Raw genomic sequence first — 23,402 nt, 5'->3', positions numbered from 1 at the left:
ATGTTGGCCTTCCGGCACCGGGCTCGCATGGCGCTCCCCGCGCCGTCGTCCCGGCCCGGCGTGGGGCGGCGGAGACTTACGGCGGATGGCTGTCGGCATGCCCGACCGAGCCGGTTTTGAACGAAAATCGTTGTACAAACTACAGGTCGCGTACCCCGGTCCCTCACTCCACCCCTTCGCCGTATCCTGTGCCGGCTTGTGTCCGTTTGAACTGGGATTTTGGCTGGTCATGAGATTGCCGATGCGCTCGGCCGGGTGTTTCGGTCCGACTCGATCGGATGAGATTTACGGCTGGTATTTACAAGTCAGCCGGTTAATACCATCGATGTGGTGAATCTCTCATTCGGCGATGGAGGAGCGGGGCGGTCGACCGCCCGGACTCGCCGGCGGGCACCGGAGACGATCTGGGGAGTGTCGAAAAGGCGCCGTCCGTGCCGTACCGGGACATGGCCGTCGAAACACGATCTAGGATCGCCTGTGTGTCCGTCCGCGAACTGGTCGTCCTGGGGACGTCGAGCGCCGTTCCCACCCGCCGCCGCAACCACAACGGGTATCTGCTGCGCTGGGACGGCGAGGGCTTCCTGTTCGACCCGGGGGAGGGCACCCAGCGGCAGATGGTGCACGCCGGAGTGGCCTCGCACGACCTCACCTGGATCTGCGTCACGCACTTCCACGGCGACCACTGCCTCGGCCTGCCCGGGGTGATCCAGCGGATCGCCCGCGACCGGGTGAGCCATCCGGTGCGGGCCGCCTATCCCGCGTCCGGGGAGCCGTACTGGCGGCGACTGCGCCATGCCACGTCGTTCGCCGACACGGACGTGATCGTCCCGTGCCCGGTCTCCGGCGATCTCGTCGAGTGGCCGGCCGGACCGGTGACGCTGACCGCAAGGCCGCTGTCGCACCGGGTCGAGGCGTACGGCTACCGCCTGGACGAGCCGGCCGGGCGCCGGATGCTGCCCGGGGAGCTGGCCCGGCGGGGCGTGCGCGGGCCGATGATCGGCGAGCTGCGGCGGCGCGGCTCGCTGACGATGCCCGACGGCTCGACGGTGACGCTGGCCGACTGCAGCGAGCCGCGCCCGGGCCAGAGCGCCGCTTTCGTGATGGACACCCGGCTGTGCGACGCGGTGTTCGCGCTGGCCGACGGCGTGGACCTGCTGGTGATCGAGTCGACGTTCCTGTCGGGTGAGGCGGGGCTGGCCGCCGATTACGGGCATCTCACCGCGGCCCAGGCCGGCCGGGTGGCGGCGGAGTGCGGGGTGCGGCGTATCGTGCTGACCCACTTCTCCGAGCGCTACTCCATCGAGGACGAGCCCCGTTTCGTCGCCGAGGTCCGCGAGGCGTACGACGGGGACGTGATCGTGGCGCGTGATCTCATGCGTATTCCGGTGCCGAAACGGGCACGCTGAATTTCCGCGGACGTCATGTGGATCGGGTGGGAGAATGAGCGGATGGGGCAGACCGTAGCTTTCGGCAGCGTCCCGACCAAGCTCGGCGACGTGCTGGCGGCCGTCACGGAGGAGGGGGTTGCCGCCACGCACTTCCACGACGAGCCGCGTGTGCGGGCGCGCATCGCCGGTCGTCTCGGGCTGGCCGTGGCCGACGACCCGGATCGTACGGCCGACGTCCGCGCCGAGCTCGCCGCCTACTTCAGCGGGGAGCTGCGGGAGTTCGGCGTCCCGATCGACTGGCGGCTCACCTCGCCCCTCCAGCGTCAGGTCCTCCGCACGCTCTTCGCGACCGTTCCGTACGGAAAAGTCGTGACATATGGCGAGCTGTCGGCCAGAAGCGGGACCGGTGTCCCGGCCCGCGGCATCGGCTCGATCATGGGCGGCAACCCGATCCCGGTCATCGTGCCGTGCCACCGGGTGGTCGCGGGCAACGGCCTGGGCGGGTTCAGCGGCGGCGACGGCGTGGAGTCCAAGCGCTGGCTGCTGACACTCGAAGGCCATCTCCCGCCGCCCCTCGACTGGGACATGTGACTCCCACCGGGACACCCGGCCGCGGGGACGTCCGACCTCTCCGGCGCTGCGACACTGGACGGTGTGGGGCAGCAACAAGTGATCGCGGTCGTCGGCGCAACGGCGGCGGGCAAGTCCGACCTCGCCGTCGAGCTGGCGCTCCGGCTGGGCGGAGAGATCGTCAACACCGACTCGATGCAGCTCTATCGCGGCATGGACATCGGCACGGCCAAACTCTCCCTCGCCGAGCGGCGGGGGGTGCCGCATCACCTGCTCGACATCTGGCCGGTGACCCGGACCGCCAGCGTCGCCGAATATCAGCGGCTGGCCCGCCCGCTGGTCGAGGACCTGCTCGCGCGGGGCCGGACACCGATCCTGGCCGGCGGGTCGGGGCTCTACGTCAGGGCGGTCCTCGACGATCTGGAGTTTCCCGGCACTGATCCGGACCTGCGTGCCCGGCTGGAGCGGGAGCTCGCCGAGGCGGGCCCGGCCGTGCTGTACGACCGGCTCAAGAGCCGCGACCCGGTGGCGGCCGAGACGATCCTGCCGAGCAACGGCCGCCGGATCGTCCGGGCCCTCGAGGTGATCGAGCTGTCCGGGCGTCCGTTCTCCGCCACCATGCCGTCGTACGACTCGGTCTACGACAGTGTGCAGATCGGCGTCGAGGTGCCCCGGCCGGTGCTCGACGAACGGATCGAGCTGCGGGTCGCCCGCATGTGGGAGGCCGGGCTGGTGGACGAGGTCGCCGGGCTGCTGGAGCAGGGCCTGGCCGAGGGGCGGACCGCGAGCCGGGCGCTCGGCTACGCCCAGGTCCTGCGTTTCCTGTCCGGGGAGTGGACCGAGGAGCAGGCACGCGCGGAGACCGTGCGGGCGACCCGCAGGTTCGCCCGGCGCCAGGAGTCGTGGTTCCGCCGGGACCCCAGGGTCGTGTGGCTGCCGTTCGACCCCGGCGGCGGACGGGCGGCCCTCGCCGACCTCGCCGGACGGGCGCTCGTACGGGTGCGCCGGTAGGATCCGGACATGCGCTTCGTCAAGGGTCACGGCACCGAGAACGACTTCGTCATCCTGCCGGACCCGGACGCACGGCTCGAGCTGACCGCCGCGGGGGTCGCCGCCCTGTGCGACCGCCGCGCCGGCATCGGGGCCGACGGCGTGCTGCGGGTCGCGCGCACCGAGCGCTGCGCCGAGGTGGCCGATCAGGCCGGTGCGGCCGAGTGGTTCATGGACTACCGCAACGCCGACGGAGGCATCGCCGAGATGTGCGGCAACGGCGTGCGCGTGTTCGCCCGCTACCTGGTCGAAGCGGGCCTGGCCGCCGCCGGGGAGTTCGGCGTCGCCACCCGTGCCGGGGTCAAGCGGGTGCGGCTCGCCGAGACCGGGGACGTCACCGTCGAGATGGGCCGGCCCCTGGTCCTGGGGGCGAGCCGTACGACCGTCGGAGGGCGGACCTACGACGGCCTCAACGTGAACATGGGCAACCCCCACCTGGCCTGTCTGATCGACGACCCGGTCGCCGGCCTCGACCTCGGCCGGGAGCCGGAGTTCGACCGGGAGGTCTATCCGGACGGCGTCAACATCGAGCTGATCAACGTGGTCGGCGATCACGCCGTCGTCATGCGGGTGCATGAGCGGGGCTCGGGGGAGACCCGGTCGTGCGGCACCGGAGCCGTGGCCACCGCCGTGGCCGCCGCCCGCGCGGCAGGGGAGCTGACAGGAGCCTGGCAGGTCCGCGTGCCGGGCGGTACGGTCACCGTCACCCTGGAAGCGGACACCAGCCATCTGTCCGGACCCGCCGTGCTCGTCGCCTCCGGAGTGATCGAGCCCGGCCTCCTCGACCAGGTCATGACACCGCGGTAGGGGTCGGCTGATCCCCGGAGGGACCGGTCGCGGTCCCCCGGGGCCGGTCCCGGCCCTCGCAGGGCGCGACCGCGGCGCCGTACCTCCACGGTGCGGCGCCGTGGGTGTTTCATGACCATGTTGTTCAAGACCATGCTGTTCACGCGGCACAGGCGAGGATCGGAGGCCGGTTTTGGCGTCGTGGGCTGTTTGGGACATGGTCGGCGACCTGGCAGACTGACTGCTCATGGACGTCGACATCTGGACCTGGGTCGGTGGCACCCAGCGCGAACTGCACGAGACCGGCAACATGGGGCTGGCCATGGCGCTGAGCGACATCCCGGCGCAGGCGCTGGAGGGCCGATACGCCCAGCTGGACGTCATGGCGCCCGCCATCGCCCAGCACGCGGAGAGCCTCGAGCAGCCCTGGCTGGAGCTGTTCGCCCGCTACTGGCACATGATCGGGCGGGTGGGCGACCGGGCCAACGGCGCGGTCGCGCTCGGCGACGCGGCGGCCCTGGTGGAGTTCGCGGAACGCGCCGACGTCCGTGACTGCCCCTCCGCCACCGCCGCGGTCGAGGTGCTGGCGATCACCCAGGCGAACACCGACGGTCCCGGCCTGGCGAGCGAGCGGATGGTCGCGCTCAACACCGCGCTCAGCGGAATCGGGCCGGATTCGCTCGCCTTCTCCGGCCTGATCACCCAGTACGTCTCCGCACTGCTCGACGCGGGGCAGGCCGGCGAGGCCGTGGCCTACGCGGAGGCGGCCGTCGACCGGCTGCGCGCGGCGGGCAAGGAGGCGAGCTGGGAACTGGCCGCCGCCTCGGCCCGCGCACTGCTGGCCGCCGGACGCGCCCAGGACGCGCTGGCGGCGCTGGAGGCCGCCACCGGCTTCAAGCCGGACGACCCCGTGGCGAAGAACCGCCGCGAGGCGCTGCTCAAGTCGCTGATCCTCGCCACGGACGGCCGCATCGACGAGGCGGTCGAGGCGCTGCCCGACCTCGACGTCGTCGGCGAGCACCCGCGCGAGTGGGTGGAGTGGGCGCACACGGTCAGCCTGCTCGTGCCGAGCGGATCCATCTCCAACACCTGGCAGCTCGGCCGCATCCTGCGCCAGTGGATCACCTATTTCGAGACCATGGGCGGCCACCGCTCCCGCTTCGAGCTGGCGCTCACGGCCGGCCGGCTCGCCGTGGCCCGGCAGGGCATCTGGCAGGCCCGGCTGCTCGCCGACTACGCCGAGTCCGTGCTGGCCGACCTCGGCGACGCCGAGGGCCTCGCCGAGCGGGTCGCCGAGCTGCGCGCCGCGGCCGACGCGGCGGCCGAGCCGCCGCTGCCCGGCCCCAAGGACGAGCTGGTCGCCTACTTCGACGCCGCCGACGGCCGTACGGCCGATCCCGAGCGTTGGGTCGGCTGGCTGTGGCCGCTGTCGGGCACCGACCTGGAGGCGACCCGGCGGCACACCACCACCCTCGGCTTCCTCGGCTACGCCGCGACCGGCGCCGACCTCTACTGGAAGACGATCGCCGAGGACGGCGACCCGGCCACCGCCTCGGACGAGGACCTCGCCTACCTCACGAGCCTGCTCATCGAGTCGGGGCAGGACGAGCGGGTCGAGGGGCTCGCCGCACGCCTGCCGGAGACCCGATCGCACCTCACCCTGGCCCGGCTCCACCGCGCCCGCGAGCGCTGGGAGGAGACCGCGGCCGAGGCCGAGCGGGCCGTCGCCGCCGACCCGACGCTGGAGGCACGCCGGCTGTGGTCCGGCGCGGTCCAGCAGCTCGGCGACAACGCCAAGGCCGCCGAGATCCTCCGGCCGCTGCTGGAGTCCGGTGAGGGCGAGGAGGAGGACACCTGGCGGATCATCGTCCTGGCCACCGCGATCGAGGACTGGCCGACCGTCCGGGCCGGCGCCGCCAAGCTGGGCATGCCGATCCAGTCGGCGGAGGGCCCGATCGAGGAGGAGTGGCACCTGATCCGCGCCGTCCTGCCCGCCCCCGACGGCAGCCAGCGCGAGGTGCTCGCCGTACGGACCGGCCCGGCCACCGCCCGGCTGGCCGTCCCGCAGCCACGCGGCATGGAGTACAACGCGGGCGACGTGGTCGTCATCGATCCGCGACCGCTGGAGCCGATCCCGGATGACCCGCAGGAGCGCGAGAGCTTCGTCGTCCCCTTCGCCGGGGTGACGATGCTGCGGCCGGGCGGCTACACCAGCTGGTTCTTCGACGGGGCGGCCCCTTCCGAGGAGGAGTGGGCGGAGTTCAACGAGGTGCTGGCCGAGCGCGGCTGGCCCATGTGGGTCTACAGCGACGAGAACTACACCGTCACCCACCCCGCGACAGGTGAGCGGCTCCCGGGCGTGTTCGGCTGGGTGGCGATTCCGCCGACGGTGCGTCCGGCCGAGCTCGACGCGGTGCTCGACGACGTCACCGAGCAGTGGTCCCACCCGCTGGCCTGGCTCGACCTGGCACGAGAGGTCGGCATCGAGGCCGAGCGGCACGAGCGCATCTCCAAGGAGTACGGCCTCTAGCCCCCGCCACCTCCACCCCCCACCACCCCCACCACCCCCACCCCGTGATCTTGCAATTGCTCGCAGATCGGGCCCTGACCGGGCGTTCTCGCGTTCGTGATCTTGCAGTTTCTCGCACGTGTATGCGCTGAGCTGCGTGAACACTCTTCGTGATCTTGCAGTGATAACTGCAAGATCACGAGCACGTAAGTGCAGGTCAGATGGCTCGTCTGCAAGGAAATGCAAGATCACCGACGGTGTTTGCCCAAGTCGGGAGGGTGGTCTGCGAGAAACTGCAAGATCACGGGAGTGGGGGTGTGGTTTCCGTATGTCCGGTGCTGCCGGGAGTTCTCATGATCTGAGACGTTATGGCCCGTGAGATCACCGGGCGGTCACGATATGGCGATTAGGTAGTGTTTTTGGTCAAATTTACAGCTCTTGGGGCCTAGCCTCATCTCTGTTGACAGACGAGATGATCGTTGTGCATTGCGCAACAACTGTGCGTATGCCCAATGAGGACTCGGCAGCCTCAGCTCTTCATCCACGGCCCGCGGATGGCGACATCCACACCGTGCTGCGGCGGTTCCGGGTGTCCGGGAAGCGGTGAGAAAGTGCTGTCCGCGCAGCGGGACATGCCTTCCGACACGCGACTCGGGCCGCCTCACGGGCGATCGCCAAGTGAGGGGGATCGGAGTGAGCACAGCCGCGATCGAGGTTCGCGGGCTCTGGAAGATCTTTGGCCCCAAGGCCGACCGGATCATCGGAAGCCCCGACGCCGACCTCGACCCCGCCGCGCTCCGCGCCAAGACCGGCTGCACCGCCGCGGTCAGGGACGTCGGCTTCGAGGTCCGGCCGGGCGAGGTCTTCGTCGTCATGGGCCTGTCCGGCAGCGGCAAGTCGACTCTGGTCCGCTGCCTCACCCGGCTCATCGAGCCGACGGCCGGAGAGATCGCCATCGGAGGGCGGGACGTACGCGGAATGTCCGCCGGGCAGCTCCGTGAGTTGCGCCGTCACCGAGTCAGCATGGTGTTCCAGCATTTCGGGTTGCTGCCGCACCGCAGGGTCATCGACAACGTCGCCTACGGGCTCGAGGTCCAGGGCGTGCAGAAGGGCGTACGGCACGGCACCGCGCGCGAGATCCTCTCGCTGGTCGGGCTGGAGGGGCACGAGGACTCCTATCCCGAGCAGCTGTCCGGCGGCATGCAGCAGCGGGTCGGCCTGGCCCGGGCGCTCGCCGTCGATCCCGAGGTGCTGCTGTTCGACGAGCCGTTCAGCGCGCTCGACCCGTTGATCCGCCGCGACATGCAGGCGGAGGTCATCCGGCTGCACCGCGAGGTCGGCAAGACCATGGTCTTCATCACCCACGACCTGTCGGAGGCGCTCAAGCTGGGCGAGCGCATCGCGATCATGAGGGATGGCGCGATCGTGCAGGTCGGCACGCCGGAGGAACTGGTCGGGGCGCCCGCCGACGACTACGTGGCCGATTTCGTGCGGGACGTCCCCAGGGCCCAGGTGCTGTCGCTGCGGTGGATCTGCCGCGAGCCCGAGGCCGGCGAGCCGCTGGACGGCCCCGAGCTGCCGGCCGACACGCTGATCCACGATTCGGTGCCGGTCGCCATGGAGTCGGCCCGGCCGATCCGGGTGGTCTCCGGCGACGACCTCCTCGGCGTCGTCGACCGGGTCGACCTGCTGGCGGCCGTGGGACCGGACGCCACCGGCCCCGGAACCGGATCCGGTGGGGTCCGAGTCGGCGCCGCCAAGGGGGTGTGACCGTGGTGACCACATCCGCGGACACGCCGTCGTCGCCGCCGGCCGCGGCCCCGCCAGGCACGGAACCGGCGCCGCCGGCCGGGTCGCCGCCGCGACCGTCGGCACCGGCCGGGGCCGCCCGCGCCCCCGGCCGCCGCCTGGCCCGCTGGGCGCCGCCGATCGCCGGGGCCGCCGTGGTCGTGGCGCTCTACGCGGTGTTCAAGGGCAGCGCCGTGCTGCCGCACGACGACGACGCCACGCTGTTCCACTGGCTCAACGACGCCCGCGACTGGGTGGACGCGAACCGCAACAGCAGCCCGCTGTTCCTCTACGTCGTCAACTATGTACGCCTGTTCGTGGCGGAGCTGTACACGCTGCTCCAGACCGCCTTGATCGGCCTCGGCTGGCCGGGTCTGATCGGGCTGGCGGGAGCCCTGGGATGGCTGGCCGGCGGCTGGCGGGTCGCGCTCGTCTCGCTCGCCGGGATCGGCGGCCTCGGCGTGCTCGGCTTCTGGGAGGCCAGTGTCGACACGCTCGCGCTGACCCTGTCCTCCGTACTGCTGTCGCTTGCGGTCGGCATCCCCGTCGGGATCTGGTCCGGCCGGTCGCGCCGGGTGCGCCGGGTCGTCACTCCGGTGCTCGACGTCATGCAGATCATGCCGACGTTCTCCTACCTGTCGCCGATCATCCTGCTGTTCCTCATCGGGCCCGCCTCCGCGACCGTCGCCACGATGATCTACTCGATGCCGCCGGCGGTCCGGATCACCTCCCTCGCGGTCCAGCGGGTCTCGCCCACGGCCGTGGAGGCGTCGGAGTCGCTCGGCGCGACCGGGTGGCAGACGCTGCGCAAGGTGCGGCTGCCCATGGCGGCCAACACGATCATGCTGGGGGTCAACCAGACGATCGCAGCGGCGCTGTCGATGGTGCCGCTCGTCGCGCTGATCGCCGCCCCCGGCCTCGGCGTCGACCTCCTGCGTGCGCTCGCCCGGGTCAACGTGGGCGCCGCCCTGGTGCCGGGCGTCGCCATCGTGCTCATCGCCATCGTGCTCGACCGGATCACCAGGGCGGCCGCGGTCAGGCGTACGACCTCCCGCGCACGCTCCGCGGTGATCCGCTGGGGCGGCTTCGCCGTACTGGCGGGGCTGGGGGTGGCCCTCACCCCGATTCTGGCGCCGGAGTTCCCCGAGGAGTGGGAGATCCACCTCGTCCGCCCGATCAACGACGTGGTGGACTGGATCGAGTCGAACTGGTACGTCTTCACCGGGTTCCTCAACGACACAGTGGCGTACGGCCTGCTCAACCCGCTTCAGGGCGTGCTGACCAGCGCTCCCTGGTGGCTGGTGACGGTGGCGGTCCTCGCGTTCGCCTGGCGGTTGAGCGGGTGGGCGGCCGGGCTGACCGCTGCCGGCTGTCTCGCCGGGGTCGCCGCCCTCGGCCTGTGGCAGCACGGCATGGAGACGCTGACCATCGTGCTGGTCGGCGCGGTCATCACGATCGCGTGCGGGATGGTGCTCGGGACCGTCGCGGCGCGCCGCCGCCGGTTCGCCGCCCTGCTGCGGCCGGTCCTCGACGCCGCGCAGACCATGCCGTCGTTCTCCTATCTGCTGCCCGCCGTGGCGCTGTTCGGCAACGGCCGGTTCACCGCGATCATGGCGGCGTTCATCTACGCGGTGCCCGTGGTGGTGCGCCTCGTCGAGGACGGGCTGAGGGCGGTGCCATCGACCGTCATGGAGGCTGCCAGGTCGGCCGGCTCGACCGAGCGGCAGATGCTGTGGAAGGTGCAGCTTCCGATGGCGCGGAACTCGCTGCTCCTCGCCGCGAACCAGGGAATCGTCATGACACTGGCGATGGTGGTGATCGGCGCGCTTGTGGGTGCGGGCGCGCTCGGATACGACGTCGTGGCCGGGATCTCGCAGCAGGAGGACTACGGCAAGGGCCTGGCGGCCGGTGTCGCCCTCGTCCTTCTCGGAGTCATGCTCGACCGGATCACGCAGGGCGCCGACAGGCGCCGCAGCTCCCACAAGAAGAGGAACGCATGATGAAGTTACGGCTGTTCGCAGGTGTTCTCGTCCTCGCGCTCGGCGCGACCGCCTGCGGTGGAGCCAAGATCGAGGACGACTCGGCGGCGGCGCCGAGCGCGAGCGCGGGCGGTTCGGCCGCCGGAGCCCCGGTGGGTGGCACCGTCAAGATGGCCATCAACGGCTGGGTCGGCTACGAGGCCAACGCGGCGGTGGTCTCCTACCTGCTGGAGCACGAGCTCGGCTACAAGGTCGAGAAGGTGACGCTCGCCGAGGAGCCGTCCTGGCAGGGCATGGAGTCGGGCGACGTCGACGTCGTCATCGAGAACTGGGGCCACGAGGACCTCAAGAAGAAGTACATCGAGGAGAAGGGCGTGGCCGTCGAGGCCGGGCCCACCGGCAACAAGGGTGTCATCGGCTGGTACGTCCCCGAGTGGATGACGCAGAAGTATCCCGACATCACCGACTGGCAGAACCTGAACAAGTACGCCGACATGTTCAAGACGTCGGAGTCGGGCGGCAAGGGTCAGATCCTGGACGGCGACCCGTCCTTCGTCACGAATGACGAGGCCCTGGTCAAGAACCTGAAGCTGGACTACAAGGTGGTCTACGCGGGCAGCGAGGCGGCGCTGATCAAGGCGGCCGAGCAGGCCACCGAGCAGAAGAAGCCGCTGCTCATGTACTTCTACGAGCCGCAGTGGCTGTTCAACCAGCTCAAGCTCGTCAAGGTCGACCTCCCGGCCTACACCGAGGGCTGCGACAGCGACCCGAAGAAGGTCGCCTGCGACTACCCGCCGTACGAGCTCGACAAGATCGTCAGCAAGAAGTTCGCCGACACCGGAGGCAAGGCGTACGAGCTGGTCAAGAACTTCTCCTGGAGCAACGACGACCAGAACGCGGTCGCCGACGACATCACGAACAACGGGATGTCCCCGGAGGACGCGGCCAAGAAGTGGGTGGAGGCCAACCCCGGCGTGTGGCAGGCCTGGATGCCGAAGAGCTAGTCCGGGTCCGGCGATCGCGAAGGCGGTGTTCGCCGGGTGCTCCCCAGACTCTTGGCTCCGGGACTCGTCCCGTCCGCTTCGCGCCGTATCGGCCGCGGCCCTATCGGTCGCGGCCGATACGGCCACTACGGTTGTGCAATACTTCGCTGTTTCTGCCGGTGCCACGCGTACGCTCCGTAGTGCGCCCGCCGGCCGTTCGAGATCGATTCGAGGTCTACATTGAAGAGGGTCCGTCTCCTTGCCGGGTTGCTGACGATCGCGCTGACCATGACCGCGTGCAGCGGGAGTGAATCGGATGACGGCGCCGGAGGGACCGCCGCGGGTGCTTCCGGGACCGTACGGCTGGCGATCAACCCCTGGATCGGGTACGAGGCCAGCGCCGCCGTGGTCGCCTACCTGCTGGAGCACCAGCTCGGCTACAAGATCGAGCTGAAGGAGAGCGGCGAGGCGGACTCCTGGAAGGGCTTCGAAGACGGCACCGTGGACGTGGTGATCGAGAACTGGTCCCACCCGGAGCTGAAGAAGGAGTACATCGAGGAGAAGAAGGTCGCCATCAGCGCCGGACAGACCGGTAACAAGGGCGTCATCGGCTGGTACGTCCCGGAGTGGATGGTGCAGCGATACCCGGACATCACGGACTACCGGAACCTGCCGAAGTACAAGGACCTGTTCAGGACGGACAAGAGCGGCGGCCTGGGACAGTACCTGGCCGGCGACCGGTCCTATGTCACCAACGACGAGGCGCTGATCAAGAACCTCGCCCTGCCGTACCAGGTGGTCTACTCCGGCAGCGAGGAGGCGCTGATCAAGGCGGCGCAGGAGGCCACCGAGAAGAAGACGCCGCTCCTCATGTACTTCTACGAGCCGCAGTGGCTGTTCAACCAGCTCAAGCTCGTCAAGGTCAACCTCCCCCCGTACGCCATCGGCTGCGACACCGACCCCAAGAGGGTCGCCTGCGACTACCCGCCGTACCTGCTCGACAAGATCGTCAGCAAGAAGTTCGCCGACACCGGCGGCAAGGCGTACGAACTCGTCAAGAACTTCTCCTGGACGAACGACGACCAGAACGCGGTCGCGTACGACATGGCGGTGAACAAGATGACCGCCGAGGCCGCCGCACAGAAGTGGGTCGAGGCCAACAAGATCGTTTGGCAGGACTGGATCCCGGCCTGATCCGTCCACCCCACCTCACCCCGGCGGTGATCTTGCGATAACTCGCACGTTCCCGTCGCGACCTGCGCCGCCTCCATTGGTGATCTTGCAGTTTCTCGCAGGGATCCCGGCCTACCTGGGCATTCGCGATCCGTGATCTTGCAGTAGGCGGGTGTGCTCCCACCGGATCCCTGACAGATTGATATCCGACAAGTCCGGATATTGCTGTCTTTGCCGTTTCTTGGGGCACTGCTATACCTAAGTATTGCGATTTCATGACTTAGGGGTGGTAGTGGGCGGTCGTGGTGCCAGGTTCGTCGCCGTCTCGGCGGCGGCCGTCGTATTCGCCGGAGTGCTCACCGGGTGTGGGCCCATCGAGGACGAGCTCGGCCTGGGCCGTATGGGCCCGGCCGACAGCGGCAGTGGGGCGGGCAAGGATGCGGCGCTCGGCGTCAGCCCGCTCAAGAATCCGGACGGCACCGGCCCGGGGCTCGGGCCGATCACCTCGGCCGATGAACGCGCCGAGGCTCGCAAGCTGATCGACGAGGTGCGGACCAAGGGCCGAGGATCGAAGACCGGCTATTCCCGGGACAAGTTCGGGTACGCCTGGGCGGACAGCGTGGACGACGTCCCCTGGGGGCGTAACGGCTGTGACACCCGCAACGACCTGCTGAAGCGAGACGGCCGGGACATCGAATATCGCAAGGGCTCCAACTGTGTGATCGTCAAGATGACGATTTACGACCCCTATACCGGCAAGACCATCGACTGGACCAAGCAGGCGGCGGCGAAGGTACAGATCGACCATGTGATGCCGCTGTCGTACGACTGGCAGATGGGTGCGTCACGCTGGAGTGAGGACAAACGCAAGCAGATCGCCAACGACCCGCTCAACCTGCTCCCGGTCGACGGCTCCACCAACTCCTCCAAGGGGGATGCCGGCCCGGCGACCTGGCTGCCGCCGCAGCGGAGCATCCGCTGCTCCTACGCCGTACGTTTCGCCCAGGTCTCACTCAAGTACGACCTCCCGGTGACCACGGCGGACAAGGCGGCGATGCTGGAGCAGTGCGCCTGACGCGAGCCACCTCCCATGATTCGAATCCACCCGGCGTGATCTTGCGAATTCTCGCACTCCTCACCCCTGACCTGGCCGATGAACGTTCGTGATCTTGCAGAAACTCGCAGCCATGGCCGCTGACCTGCGGGACGGGCTTCGGTGATCTTGCATTCGGCGGTGAAGTGCAAGATCACGGATGGTATTCGTGCAGGTCAGCCGTGTCGTGGCCGCATTTCTGCAAGATCACGATAGGTGTTTCGCCTGGTGGTAGGGGATCTCTGCGAGAAAGTGCAAGATCACGCCAAGGGGGGTGGGGGTCAGCGGGCGCCGCGGACCCGGAGTGAGGCCAGCAGCGCCGTGCTGGCCTCGGTGATCGCCTCGACGGCCTGGTCGAAGGCCTCCGCGTTGTGCTGGGCGGGCGCGCGGAAACCTGAGATCTTCCGGACGTACTGCAGGGCGGCCGCGCGGATGTCCTCCTCGGTCACCTGCTCGGTGAACGGCGGGCGCAGGGTCTTGATGCTTCGGCACATGCGCCCATCCTTCCCGGTGGACAGGCCCCTCGGGGAGAGCCGGTCACCCGGAAACCCCGGTCACTCGGAAACCCTGGTCACCGGGAAACCACAGGTCACTGGAAGACGGCGGTGCCGAAGTCGTCGGCGGCCTTGCGCAGCATGGCCGCCAGTTCCTCGCGGTCGATCGCGTCGATCCGCTCGGCCGGCCCCGACACGGACATCGCCGCGAACGTCCGTCCGCCGTCGTGCACCGGCACGGCCATGCAGTGCACGCCGTTCTCCTCCTCGCCCAGGTCCAGTGCGTACCCCCGTGCCCGCACCCGGTCGAGCTCGTCCAGCAGTCCGTCGGCGGTGGTGATGGTCCGGTCGGTACGGCGCGGCAGGCCGGTGCGGCCGAGCACGGCGGCGGCGTCGGACCGCTCGGCCAGCAGCACCTTGCCGACGGCCGTGCTGTGCGGCAGCACCCGCCGGCCCACCTCCGCGAACATCCGCAGCCTGCGCGGTGACGGCACCTGGGCGACATAGACGACGAAGTCGCCCTCCAGCACGGCCAGGTTGGCCGTCTCGCCGGACGACTCCACCAGCTTCGCGAGGTACGGCTCGGCCCACACGGCGAGCATCCGCTCCGCCGCGCCGCCGATGCGGACCAGCGCGCCGCCGAGGGCGTAGCGCCGGTCGGACTCCTGCCGCACATACCCGCGCGCCAGCAGCGTCCGCAGCAGCCGGTGGATGGTTCCGTACGGCAGGCCGGTGCGGGCGGCGATCTCCGACAGACCGGCCTGCCCGCCGTGCTCGGCCAGTGCCTCCAGCACGTCCAGGGCCCGGTCGACGCTCTGCACGCTCACCGGGCAACTCTCCGAGTCGCTCCGCGCACGCCCGCCGCGGCCGGAGCCCTGACGCCCAGCGACTCCGGGGCACGGCCGCGCAGGGAGGCGTCGAGCACCTCGGCCGTGTGCGCGACCCGTGGTTCGCCGCCCCCCGACCGGCGGACGGCGGCCACGATCTGCAGCGTGCAGCCGGGGTTGGCCGACACGAGCAGGTCGGCGCCGGTGGCGAGCACCCGTTCCGCCTTCCGGTCGCCCAGTTCGCGGGCCGCCTCGGGCTGGAACAGGTTGTACGTCCCGGCCGATCCGCAGCAGATGTCCGGCTCCGCGATCTCCCTCAGCTCCAGCCCGGGGATCGCGCGCAGCAGTTCGCGCGGCTGTGCCCGCACGCCCTGGGCGTGGGCGAGGTGGCAGGCGTCGTGGTAGGCCACGGACATCGGCAGCGGGTGGCGTGGTGCGACCGGCCCCAGCTCGACCAGGAACTCCGCCAGGTCGCGCACCCGCAGCGCACGCGCACGCTCCGGCCATCCCTCGTCGCGCAGGGCCTGATCACCCGACAGCACCTCGGCGTACTCCTTCATGCTCGACCCGCACCCGGCGGCGTTGACCACGACCGTGTCGACGTCTTCGAAGGCGGCGATCGTGCGTTCGGCGAACCGCCGCGCCTCGGCCTCCCGTCCCGCGTGGACCGACAGCGCGCCGCAGCACCCCTGCCGGGGCGGGATCACGACGTCGCAGCCCTCCAGTGCGAGCACCCGCGCGGTGGCCGCGTTGACCCGGGGGAAGAACTCGCCCTGCACACAGCCGGTGAGCAGGCCGACCCTGGCCCGCCGCCGCCCGCGCGCGCCGACGAACGGCGGCAGTCTCGGCACGTGCCGTGGCAGCGGGGGAGCGAGCTCGGCCATGGCGCCGAGGGACGGGTGCACGCGATCGAGGAACGGGCGCAGCCGTTCACTCAGCCGGAACCGCTCGCCCAGCCGCATCGGCAGGCGCAGCGCCCGGAGCCGGCGACGGTAGGGGAACAGCGCGAAGACCAGGGCCCTGACGGCGCGGTCACCCGGCGTGCGCGCGTGCTCCCGCTCGACCGCCGCCCTCGTCTGCTCGATCAGCCGGTCGTACTGCACGCCGGACGGGCAGGCGGTGACGCAGGCCATGCAGCCGAGGCAGGCGTCGAAGTGACCGGCCATCTCGTCGGTGAGCGGGGTGCCCCCGACGTGCTGACCCATGAGATGGATGCGCCCGCGAGGGGAGTCCATCTCCTCGCCCCACAGGACGTAGGTCGGGCAGGTGGGCAGGCAGAACCCGCAGTGTACGCAGTCCTTGATCAGATCGGGGTCCATCGAACCGGCGCGGACGGATCTCCTGATTCGGCCATGATCCGCGCTCCCTCCTCTCCAGGAGTAATGACGGTCAGCGGATGCCTCCGGCGAAGCGGCCGGGGGACATCCGGTGGTCGGGGTCGAAACGTTCCTTCACCCGCAGCGTCAGCTCGCGCCGGAGCAGCTCGCGCCGCGTCGCCTCCCGCCCCCACGGGTCCGGCGCGACCGCGGGGGGCATGGCCTCCGGGGACGTGAGCACCACGACCCGGCCGTCCAGGCCACCGGCGTGGGCGACCTCGATCCGGGAGCGTAGCCGGTTCAGCAGTCCGGCCATCCGTTCGAGTCCGGCCCCGGCACTCGCAGCGTACAGGGCGACGTGCAGCACCCCGGCCGCGATCGAGCCGCGTACGGCCGCCCCGGCCCCGGCCGGTCCGGCCGCCGCCATGAGGTCGAGGACGGCGCCGGGCAGGCGGGACGGCGCCGCCCTGATCTCTAGCAGGAAACCGCCGGAGGGCCCGGGGGGTTCCGGCAGCCGTCCCCACCACGCGGGCGGCTCGTCCGTGATCAGCGCGCCGTTCCCGATCAGGTCGCGTACGGCCCGGGCCCGCTCGGCGGCGGCCGCCCCCTCGATCAGCACGGCCAGGCTCGGCGTGCCGTCATCGGTTCCGGGCCGATCGGTTCCGGGCCAGTCGAGTCCGGGCCGATCGAGTCCGGGCCAGTCGGTTCCGGGCCAGTCGAGTTCGATCGCGGCCGGCTCCCGCGTCGTGGCGGCGACGGCCGTCACCAGGGCGGCCAGGCGGTCCGAGCGGCCGGGCGCGCCGGGGCCGGCGGTCATCCAGGTGAGGTCGGCGGTCACCCAGGCGCGGGCGGCGGGCAGTGGACGCAGGCGGAACGTGGCGTCCGCGATGACGCCGAGCGTTCCGTACGATCCGGTGAACAGCTTGCCCAGGTCGTAGCCCGCGACGTTCTTGACGACCTTGCCGCCCGACCGCGCGATCGTGCCGTCGGCCAGCACGACGGTGACGCCGATGATCAGGTCGCGTGGGGTGCCGTACCGGAACCTGCGCGGACCGGCGATCCCGGTGGCCAGCAGTCCGCCCACCGTGGTGCCGGGGACCGGCACGTCGAGGGCGAGCTCCTGACCCTCGGCGGCGAGCGCGGCGGCGAGCGTCTCCGCCGTCACCCCGGCCTGGGCGCGTACGACGAGGTCGCCCGCGACGTGCTCGACGATCTCGTCGAGGCGCTCGGTGCCGATCACGACGTCGCAGCGTGACGGCCGGCCGCCCCAGTGCCGCTTGGTCCCGCCGCCCAGCGGGACGACGGCGAGATCGTGCGCCGCGCTCGCCCGCATGACGGCGGCGATCTCTTCGACGCTCTCGGGCAGGGCGACCCAACGGGGCGGCACGCCGGGGAGGCCGTCCGCGTGCCGGGGCGCGCGTACGGTCACTCCGCTCAGGCCGGGAAGGGCGGGGGCGCTCATCAGAACTGCTCCGCGAGGCCGGACTCCACCAGCGGGTGGACGCCCCTGCGCACCCCGGGGACCTCCCCGCACAGCCGGGGGGTGGGAAATATCTTTCCGGGGTTCGACAGGCCCTTCGGGTCGAAGGCGCAGCGTACGAGCTGCATGGTGTCGAGATCGTCCTCGCTGAACATCCGGGGCATGAACCTGGCCTTGTCCACGCCGACCCCGTGCTCGCCGGTGATCGAGCCGCCGTGCTCGACGCACAGGTCGAGGATGCGCCCGCTGACGACCTCGGCCCGCTCGCCCTCGCCCGGCACGGCGTCGTCGAAGAGCACGAGCGGGTGCAGGTTGCCGTCGCCCGCGTGGAAGACGTTGGCCACCCGGATGCCGAACTCCTCCTGCAGCCGGTCGATCCCGGCGAGCACCCCGGGCAGGGCCGTTCTCGGCACCACGCCGTCCTGCACGATGTAGGCGGGGCTGATCCGGCCGACGGCGGCGAAGGCCGATTTGCGGCCCTTCCAGATCGCGGCGCGCTCCTGCGCGGACGCGGCCACCCGGAGTTCGAACGCGCCGGCGTCCCGGCAGATCCGTTCCACCGTCGCGAACTGGTGTGCCACCTCGGCGGCCGGCCCGTCGAGTTCGATGACGAGCACCGCCCCGGCGCCCGCGGGATAGTGGCAGGCGACGGCCGCCTCGGCCGCCTCGATCGCGAGCGCGTCCATCATCTCGATGGCGGCCGGGACGACCCCCGCCGCGATGATCGCGGACACGGCCCGGCCGCCGCCCTCGATGTCGTCGAAGGCGGCCAGCAGGGTCGTCACCGCCTCAGGTGCGCGCGACAGCCGTACGGTGATCTTGGTGGCGATCCCGAGCGTGCCCTCGGAGCCGATGAACGTGCCGAGCAGGTCGAGACCCGGGTCCTGCTCGGACAGCTCGACGATCTCCCCGTCGGGTGTGACGAGCTCGACCGCGATGACGTGGTTGACGGTGAAGCCGTATTTCAGGCAGTGGGCGCCGCCGGAGTTCTCCGCCACGTTGCCGCCGATCGAGCAGATCTGCTGGCTGGAGGGATCGGGGGCGAAGTAGTACCCCCGGTCGCGGACCGCCTCGGTGATCGCGAGGTTCGTCACGCCGGGCTCGGCCACCATCCGGCGGTTCGGGATGTCCACCTCCAGGACGCGCCGCATGCGCGAGGTGACGATCAGCACGCCGTCGGTCCTGGGCAGTGCGCCGCCCGACAGCCCGGTCCCCGAGCCCCGGGCCACGAACGGAACGCCGTGTTCGTCGCACAGCCTCACGACGGCCGCGACCTGTTCGGCCGACTCCGGGAGCACCACCACCCCCGGAGTGGCCCGATGGTAGGCGAGCCCGTCGCACTCGTAGGTCCGCAGGCGTACCGGATCGGTGATCAGCGCGTCCGGCGGGAACAGCTCGCCCAGGCGCGCCGTCACCCGTCCCAGCGCATCGGAGCGTCGGGTCTCGGACATCGGTCACCTCCTCGCGTGGTCGGCGCGTGCGGTCTACGGCATGCGCTCGTACGCGGGCAGCGTAAGGAACTCGATGAAGTCGTCGTCAAGTGCGACCTCCTTGAACAGGGCGGTGGCCTGGGCGTAGAGCCCCTCGTCGTAGCCCGGCTCCGCCGCGATCCCGGCCAGTTCCTCCTCGATGATGCGCTCGACGAGCTCGCGCGTCACGACCGCTCCGGTGTCGGCCAGCTTGATCTCGTTGTGGATCCACTGCCAGACCTGGGAGCGGCAGATCTCGGCGGTGGCCGCGTCCTCCATCAGGTTGTGGATCGCCACGGCGCCGAGCCCGCCCATCCAGGCGGCCAGGTAACGCAGTGCGACGTCCACGTTGCCCCGCAGCCCGGCCTCGGTGATCTGGCCCGGGGTCTTCGACACGGCGAGCAGGTCCTCGGCCGTGACGCGGACGTCCTCGCGGAGCCGGTCGAGCTGGTTGGGCCGGTCGCCGAGCACGCCGTCGAACACCTCGCGGCAGATCGGCACCAGATCCGGGTGTGCCACCCAGGACCCGTCGAAGCCGTCGCCGGACTCACGGGTCTTGTCGGCCCTGACCTTCTCCAGGGCGACCCTGTTGACCTCGGGATCGCGCCGGGACGGGATGAAGGCCGCCATGCCGCCGATGGCGTGCGCGCCCCGCTTGTGGCAGGTCCGCACCAGCAACTCGGTGTAGGCCCGCATGAACGGCGCGGTCATCGTCACCGCGTTGCGCTCCGGCAGCAGGAACTCCCGGCCCCGTGTACGGAACTTCTTGATGACGCTGAACAGGTAGTCCCAGCGGCCCGCGTTGAGCCCGGCCGAGTGCTCGCGCAGCTCGTAGAGGATCTCCTCCATCTCGAAGGCGGCCGGGTAGGTCTCGATGAGCACGGTCGCCCGGATCGTCCCCCGCGGCAGGTCGAGCAGCTCCTGGGCGCGGACGAACACGTCGTTCCAGAGGCGCGCCTCGAGGTGCGACTCCATCTTCGGCAGATAGAAGTACGGCCCCCGGCCCTTGCTGAGCTGCCGCCGGGCGCAGTGGAAGAAGTAGAGCCCGAAGTCGAGCAGCGAGCCCGATATCTCGGCGCCGTCCACCAGGATGTGCTTGTCCGGCAGGTGCCAGCCGCGCGGCCGGACGACCACCGTGGCGAGCTCCGTGTCCGGCTTCAGGGTGTAGTCCTTGCCGCCGGTGGAGAAGTCGATCGTGCGGTCGAGGGCGTCGCGCAGGTTGAGCTGCCCGCTGATCGTGTTCTCCCAGGTCGGCGTGTTGGCGTCCTCGAAGTCGGCCAGCCAGACCCTGGCCCCGGAGTTGAGCGCGTTGATCGTCATCTTGCGGTCGACCGGCCCGGTGATCTCCACGCGGCGGTCAGCCAGCCCGGGCGCCACCGGCGCGACCTGCCACTCCGACTCGCGGATGTGCTTGGTCTCGGGAAGGAAGTCGAGTGTCTCTCCGGCCGACAGCCGGGCCTGCCGCTCCTGGCGGGCGTCGAGGAGCCGGCGACGGGTCTCGTCGAACTCCCGGTGCAGGGCGGCCACGAAGTCGAGCGCTTCGGGAGTGAGGATCTCGTCGAACCGATCGAGCATCGGGCCCGTGATCTGAACGCCGTCCATCGAGGTCCCTTTCCACGATACGGAAATAAAATTCTGGATGATGGAATCGACGCTACCTCACGGACTGCCGGCGGAACAAGGTAGGGGTGGCCTCAGGGCGGACTCGGGGGAGTCCCCGATGGGCCGCGGCCGCCTGGAACCGAAGAATGATTGGCATGAGACAGAAGCCGACGACCGTCGCCGCCGCCGGAGCCGTACTGGGCCTGACCCTCGCCCTCACCGGATGCGGGGCGGCGTTCGGACTGAACGAGCGGGCCGAGCTGTCCTATGACGTGACGGACAAGGTGACCGCCCTGGAGATCGGCACCGGGTCGGGCGAGGTCGTGGTCGCCGAGTCGGGCCGGTCCGGTGTCCACGTCAGCGAGACCCTGCGCTGGAGAGGCGACCGGCCCGCCGACGGGCACCGGGTGGACGGCGACACGCTCAGGCTGGAATACGACTGCGCCGCCTGCTCGGTCGACTACCGGGTCGACATCCCGCGCGGCCTGGCCGTACACGTCGAGACCGGATCAGGGTCGATCACGCTGCGCGACCTGACCGGCCGGGTGACGGCCTCGACCGGTTCCGGTGACATCGACACGAGAGGGCTGGCCGGTGACGAGGTGTCGGCGGACACCGGGTCCGGTGAGGTCAGGCTCAGATTCGCCGAGGCGCCCCGGCAGGTGTCCGTCGAGACCGGCTCCGGCGACGCCGAGGTCCGGGTGCCGGACGGCGCCTATCGCGTGACCGCGGAAACCGGCTCGGGTGAGCGGAGCGTGGAGATCGCCCATGACCGCGCCGCGGAGCGCAGGATCGTCGTGAAGGCGGGCTCCGGCGACGTCGCCGTACGCCGGCGGTGAGATGCGGGGGTCAGGCCCGGCACCGGCGGGTACGGCTCGGCGATGTGCTCGTGAGCGCCGCCGCCCTCGGCCGCCGGGCCGGCGCGAGCGCACGACCGATGGCGGATTTCGCCGGGTCCGACGGGTGGATCCGACCCCCGGGGGACGGCCCCGACACGTCTCCGGTGGACGCCCCCCGATAAGGAGGTGCGTGATCGGGGTGCCGCATGCCACCATCGGGGGAAGACATCGAGGTGTCGAATTGTTGACCTAGCCAGAGATGACATACATGCGATTTGAGCCCCTAGACCATGCCGTGGGCGATTACGAACTGGAAGAGCGTCAGGCACTCCGCCGGGTGGCGGGCCTGTCGACAGAGCTCGAAGACGTCACCGAGGTCGAATACCGGCGGCTCCGGCTGGAACGGGTCATCCTGGTGGGCGTGTGGACCAGCGGCACCGTCGTGGACGCGGAGAACTCCCTCCAGGAGTTGAAGCTGCTCGCCGAGACCGCTGGGTCGCAGGTCCTCGAAGGCCTGATCCAGCGGCGCGACCGGCCCGACCCGGCCACCTACATCGGCTCGGGCAAGGCGAGCGAGCTGCGCGACATCGTCGCCTCCACCGGCGCCGACACGGTGATCTGCGACGGCGAGCTGACCCCCGGTCAGCTGCGCCAGCTCGAGGACGTCGTCAACGTGAAGGTCGTCGACCGCACCGCGCTGATCCTCGACATCTTCGCCCAGCACGCCAAGAGCCGCGAGGGCAAGGCCCAGGTCGAGCTGGCCCAGCTGCAGTACCTGCTGCCCCGCCTGCGCGGCTGGGGCGGCAACCTGTCCCGGCAGGTCGGCGGACGGGCCGCGGGCGGCATCGGCATCGGCGGCCGCGGCCCCGGTGAGACGAAGATCGAGCTGGACCGGCGGCGCATCCGCGAGCGGATGGCCAGGCTCCGGCGGCAGATCAAGGAGATGTCGACGGTCCGGGAGACCAAGCGGCACCGGCGCCAGTCCCGCGACGTGCCCGCCGTGGCGATCGCCGGCTACACCAACGCCGGCAAGTCGTCGCTGCTCAACCGGCTGACCGGGGCGGGCGTTCTGGTCGAGGACGCGCTGTTCGCCACCCTCGACCCGACTGTGCGCAGGGCGCACACGCCCGAGGGCCGGGTGTTCACGCTCGCCGACACGGTCGGTTTCGTACGGCACCTGCCGCACCAGCTCGTCGAGGCGTTCCGCTCGACGCTGGAGGAGGTCGCCGACGCGGACCTGATCCTCCACGTGGTGGATGGTTCGCACCCCGACCCGGAGTCCCAGATCGCGGCGGTCCGCGAGGTGCTGGGCGAGATCGAGGGCGCGCGGGACATCCCGGAGATCGTGGTCGTCAACAAGGCCGACGCGGCCGAGCCCGATGTCCTGGCCCGGCTCACGATCAAGGAGAGGCACAGCATCGTCGTGTCCGCGCGCACCGGCGCCGGCATCGCCGACCTGCTGTCGATGATCGAGCGGGAGCTGCCCCGCCCGGACCACGAGGTCCGCATGCTGGTGCCGTACGACCGGGGCGACCTGGTCGCCCGCGCCCACGACGAGGGCGAGGTGCTGTCACTGGAGCACACCGGCGAGGGGACGATCCTGCACGCGCGGATCCCCGCCGGTCTGTTCGCCGAGCTGGACCGGGCGGCCAAGCCCGTCGAGACGGTCTGATCGCTTCGTATCGTGCCTGCCCGGATGTCATGAGACGCTGACCGGCGGGTCCATCATCCGCTGTGCGTGGGTGATGGCCTCGCCGGGGTTGTCTTGCTAACATCGTCTGAGCCTATGGTGACCGTATGGTACGGGTAACGAAATGACAGCAGGCAGTGCTTTACCGGTCGTGGGATGTCCGTGTGACGTCCGTGGCGGCTGAGGCGGATCGGCGTTCTTCCCTCAACCCTGTACATCAAGCCCCTTTGTGAAATACCGTAACTGAACTGAATCGCGCGGGTTGTGCATCCCGGCGGTAGGGTCATCGCACGAAACCAAGTGCGCGATGAGGCAGGAGACCCCCCAATGATGTCCGGACACGGAGCGGACCCGGTGGGCGCGAAG

At 70.4% G+C, this 23,402-nt stretch carries 18 protein-coding genes; 12 read left to right on the top strand and 6 right to left on the bottom strand.

The annotated features are described in order from the left end of the window. Nucleotides 1-479: 479 nt before the first annotated feature. From ACQP1K_RS20520 to ACQP1K_RS20475, 10 genes are all read left to right on the top strand, one after another. Nucleotides 480-1,406, top strand: coding sequence for a ribonuclease Z (locus tag ACQP1K_RS20520; RefSeq protein ID WP_433497325.1), 927 nt, complete (start codon nt 480-482; stop codon nt 1,404-1,406). 42 nt (nt 1,407-1,448) lie between these two features. After that, nucleotides 1,449-1,979, top strand: a complete 531-nt coding sequence (locus tag ACQP1K_RS20515) for a methylated-DNA--[protein]-cysteine S-methyltransferase (protein ID WP_433497324.1) — start codon at nt 1,449-1,451, stop codon at nt 1,977-1,979. A gap of 63 nt (nt 1,980-2,042) precedes the next feature. After that, a complete protein-coding gene (gene miaA, locus ACQP1K_RS20510) occupies nt 2,043-2,969 on the top strand; it encodes a tRNA (adenosine(37)-N6)-dimethylallyltransferase MiaA (protein WP_433497323.1) in 927 nt (308 codons plus the stop codon). A gap of 9 nt (nt 2,970-2,978) precedes the next feature. Further along, the gene (gene dapF / locus ACQP1K_RS20505) at nt 2,979-3,815 is read left to right on the top strand and encodes a diaminopimelate epimerase (protein ID WP_433497322.1); all 837 of its coding nucleotides are present in this window, start codon (nt 2,979-2,981) and stop codon (nt 3,813-3,815) included. 226 nt (nt 3,816-4,041) lie between these two features. Further along, the gene (locus ACQP1K_RS20500; protein ID WP_433497321.1) at nt 4,042-6,324 is read left to right on the top strand and encodes a tetratricopeptide repeat protein; all 2,283 of its coding nucleotides are present in this window, start codon (nt 4,042-4,044) and stop codon (nt 6,322-6,324) included. 666 nt (nt 6,325-6,990) lie between these two features. Next, nucleotides 6,991-8,073 (top strand): quaternary amine ABC transporter ATP-binding protein, encoded by a 1,083-nt coding sequence (locus tag ACQP1K_RS20495; RefSeq protein WP_433501602.1) that lies wholly within the window; start codon nt 6,991-6,993, stop codon nt 8,071-8,073. A 2-nt stretch (nt 8,074-8,075) separates the two neighbouring features. Continuing rightward, complete coding sequence (locus tag ACQP1K_RS20490) at nt 8,076-10,091, top strand: ABC transporter permease (RefSeq protein ID WP_433497320.1); 2,016 nt, start codon at nt 8,076-8,078, stop codon at nt 10,089-10,091. Further along, nucleotides 10,088-11,074: an ABC transporter substrate-binding protein gene (locus tag ACQP1K_RS20485; RefSeq protein WP_433497319.1), complete on the top strand. Its 987-nt coding sequence runs from the start codon at nt 10,088-10,090 to the stop codon at nt 11,072-11,074. The genes ACQP1K_RS20490 and ACQP1K_RS20485 overlap by 4 nt, the downstream gene beginning before the upstream one ends. A 246-nt stretch (nt 11,075-11,320) precedes the next feature. Then, nucleotides 11,321-12,247 carry an ABC transporter substrate-binding protein gene (locus ACQP1K_RS20480; RefSeq protein ID WP_433497318.1) on the top strand — a complete coding sequence of 309 codons (927 nt, stop codon included), beginning with the start codon at nt 11,321-11,323 and terminating at the stop codon, nt 12,245-12,247. A gap of 271 nt (nt 12,248-12,518) precedes the next feature. After that, complete coding sequence (locus ACQP1K_RS20475; RefSeq protein ID WP_433497317.1) at nt 12,519-13,301, top strand: HNH endonuclease family protein; 783 nt, start codon at nt 12,519-12,521, stop codon at nt 13,299-13,301. Between the two features lie 299 nt (nt 13,302-13,600). Here the strand turns inward: ACQP1K_RS20475 and ACQP1K_RS20470 are convergent, their stop codons facing one another. The 6 genes from ACQP1K_RS20470 to aceB form a co-directional block, all read right to left on the bottom strand. Further along, entirely contained in the window at nt 13,601-13,813 is a 213-nt protein-coding gene (locus ACQP1K_RS20470) for a DUF2277 domain-containing protein (RefSeq protein ID WP_433497316.1), read from the bottom strand. A 95-nt stretch (nt 13,814-13,908) separates the two neighbouring features. Continuing rightward, nucleotides 13,909-14,640 carry an IclR family transcriptional regulator gene (locus tag ACQP1K_RS20465; protein WP_433497315.1) on the bottom strand — a complete coding sequence of 244 codons (732 nt, stop codon included), beginning with the start codon at nt 14,638-14,640 and terminating at the stop codon, nt 13,909-13,911. After that, on the bottom strand, nt 14,637-15,959 hold the full coding sequence (locus ACQP1K_RS20460) for a (Fe-S)-binding protein (RefSeq protein ID WP_433497314.1): 1,323 nt from the start codon (nt 15,957-15,959) through the stop codon (nt 14,637-14,639). The genes ACQP1K_RS20465 and ACQP1K_RS20460 overlap by 4 nt, the downstream gene beginning before the upstream one ends. Nucleotides 15,960-16,029: 70 nt before the next feature. Beyond that, nucleotides 16,030-17,418 carry an FAD-binding oxidoreductase gene (locus tag ACQP1K_RS20455; protein ID WP_433497313.1) on the bottom strand — a complete coding sequence of 463 codons (1,389 nt, stop codon included), beginning with the start codon at nt 17,416-17,418 and terminating at the stop codon, nt 16,030-16,032. Continuing rightward, the gene (locus ACQP1K_RS20450; RefSeq protein WP_433497312.1) at nt 17,418-18,887 is read right to left on the bottom strand and encodes an FAD-linked oxidase C-terminal domain-containing protein; all 1,470 of its coding nucleotides are present in this window, start codon (nt 18,885-18,887) and stop codon (nt 17,418-17,420) included. Before ACQP1K_RS20450 ends, ACQP1K_RS20455 begins: the two co-directional genes overlap by 1 nt. A gap of 33 nt (nt 18,888-18,920) precedes the next feature. Beyond that, the gene (gene aceB / locus ACQP1K_RS20445) at nt 18,921-20,507 is read right to left on the bottom strand and encodes a malate synthase A (protein WP_433497311.1); all 1,587 of its coding nucleotides are present in this window, start codon (nt 20,505-20,507) and stop codon (nt 18,921-18,923) included. Nucleotides 20,508-20,662: 155 nt separating this feature from the next. Between aceB and ACQP1K_RS20440 the strand changes: the two genes are divergently transcribed. Together ACQP1K_RS20440 and hflX are read left to right on the top strand one after the other, a co-directional pair. Beyond that, on the top strand, nt 20,663-21,346 hold the full coding sequence (locus ACQP1K_RS20440; protein WP_433497310.1) for a DUF4097 family beta strand repeat-containing protein: 684 nt from the start codon (nt 20,663-20,665) through the stop codon (nt 21,344-21,346). A gap of 268 nt (nt 21,347-21,614) precedes the next feature. Beyond that, nucleotides 21,615-23,018 carry a GTPase HflX gene (gene hflX, locus ACQP1K_RS20435; protein WP_433497309.1) on the top strand — a complete coding sequence of 468 codons (1,404 nt, stop codon included), beginning with the start codon at nt 21,615-21,617 and terminating at the stop codon, nt 23,016-23,018. Nucleotides 23,019-23,402: the final 384 nt, after the last annotated feature.

It is taken from the genome of Sphaerimonospora sp. CA-214678 (assembly GCF_050942215.1).
Lineage (GTDB): Bacteria > Actinomycetota > Actinomycetes > Streptosporangiales > Streptosporangiaceae > Sphaerimonospora.
Note: the sequence above shows the minus strand (reverse complement) of the source record. Positions and strands in the feature narration are given on the sequence as shown.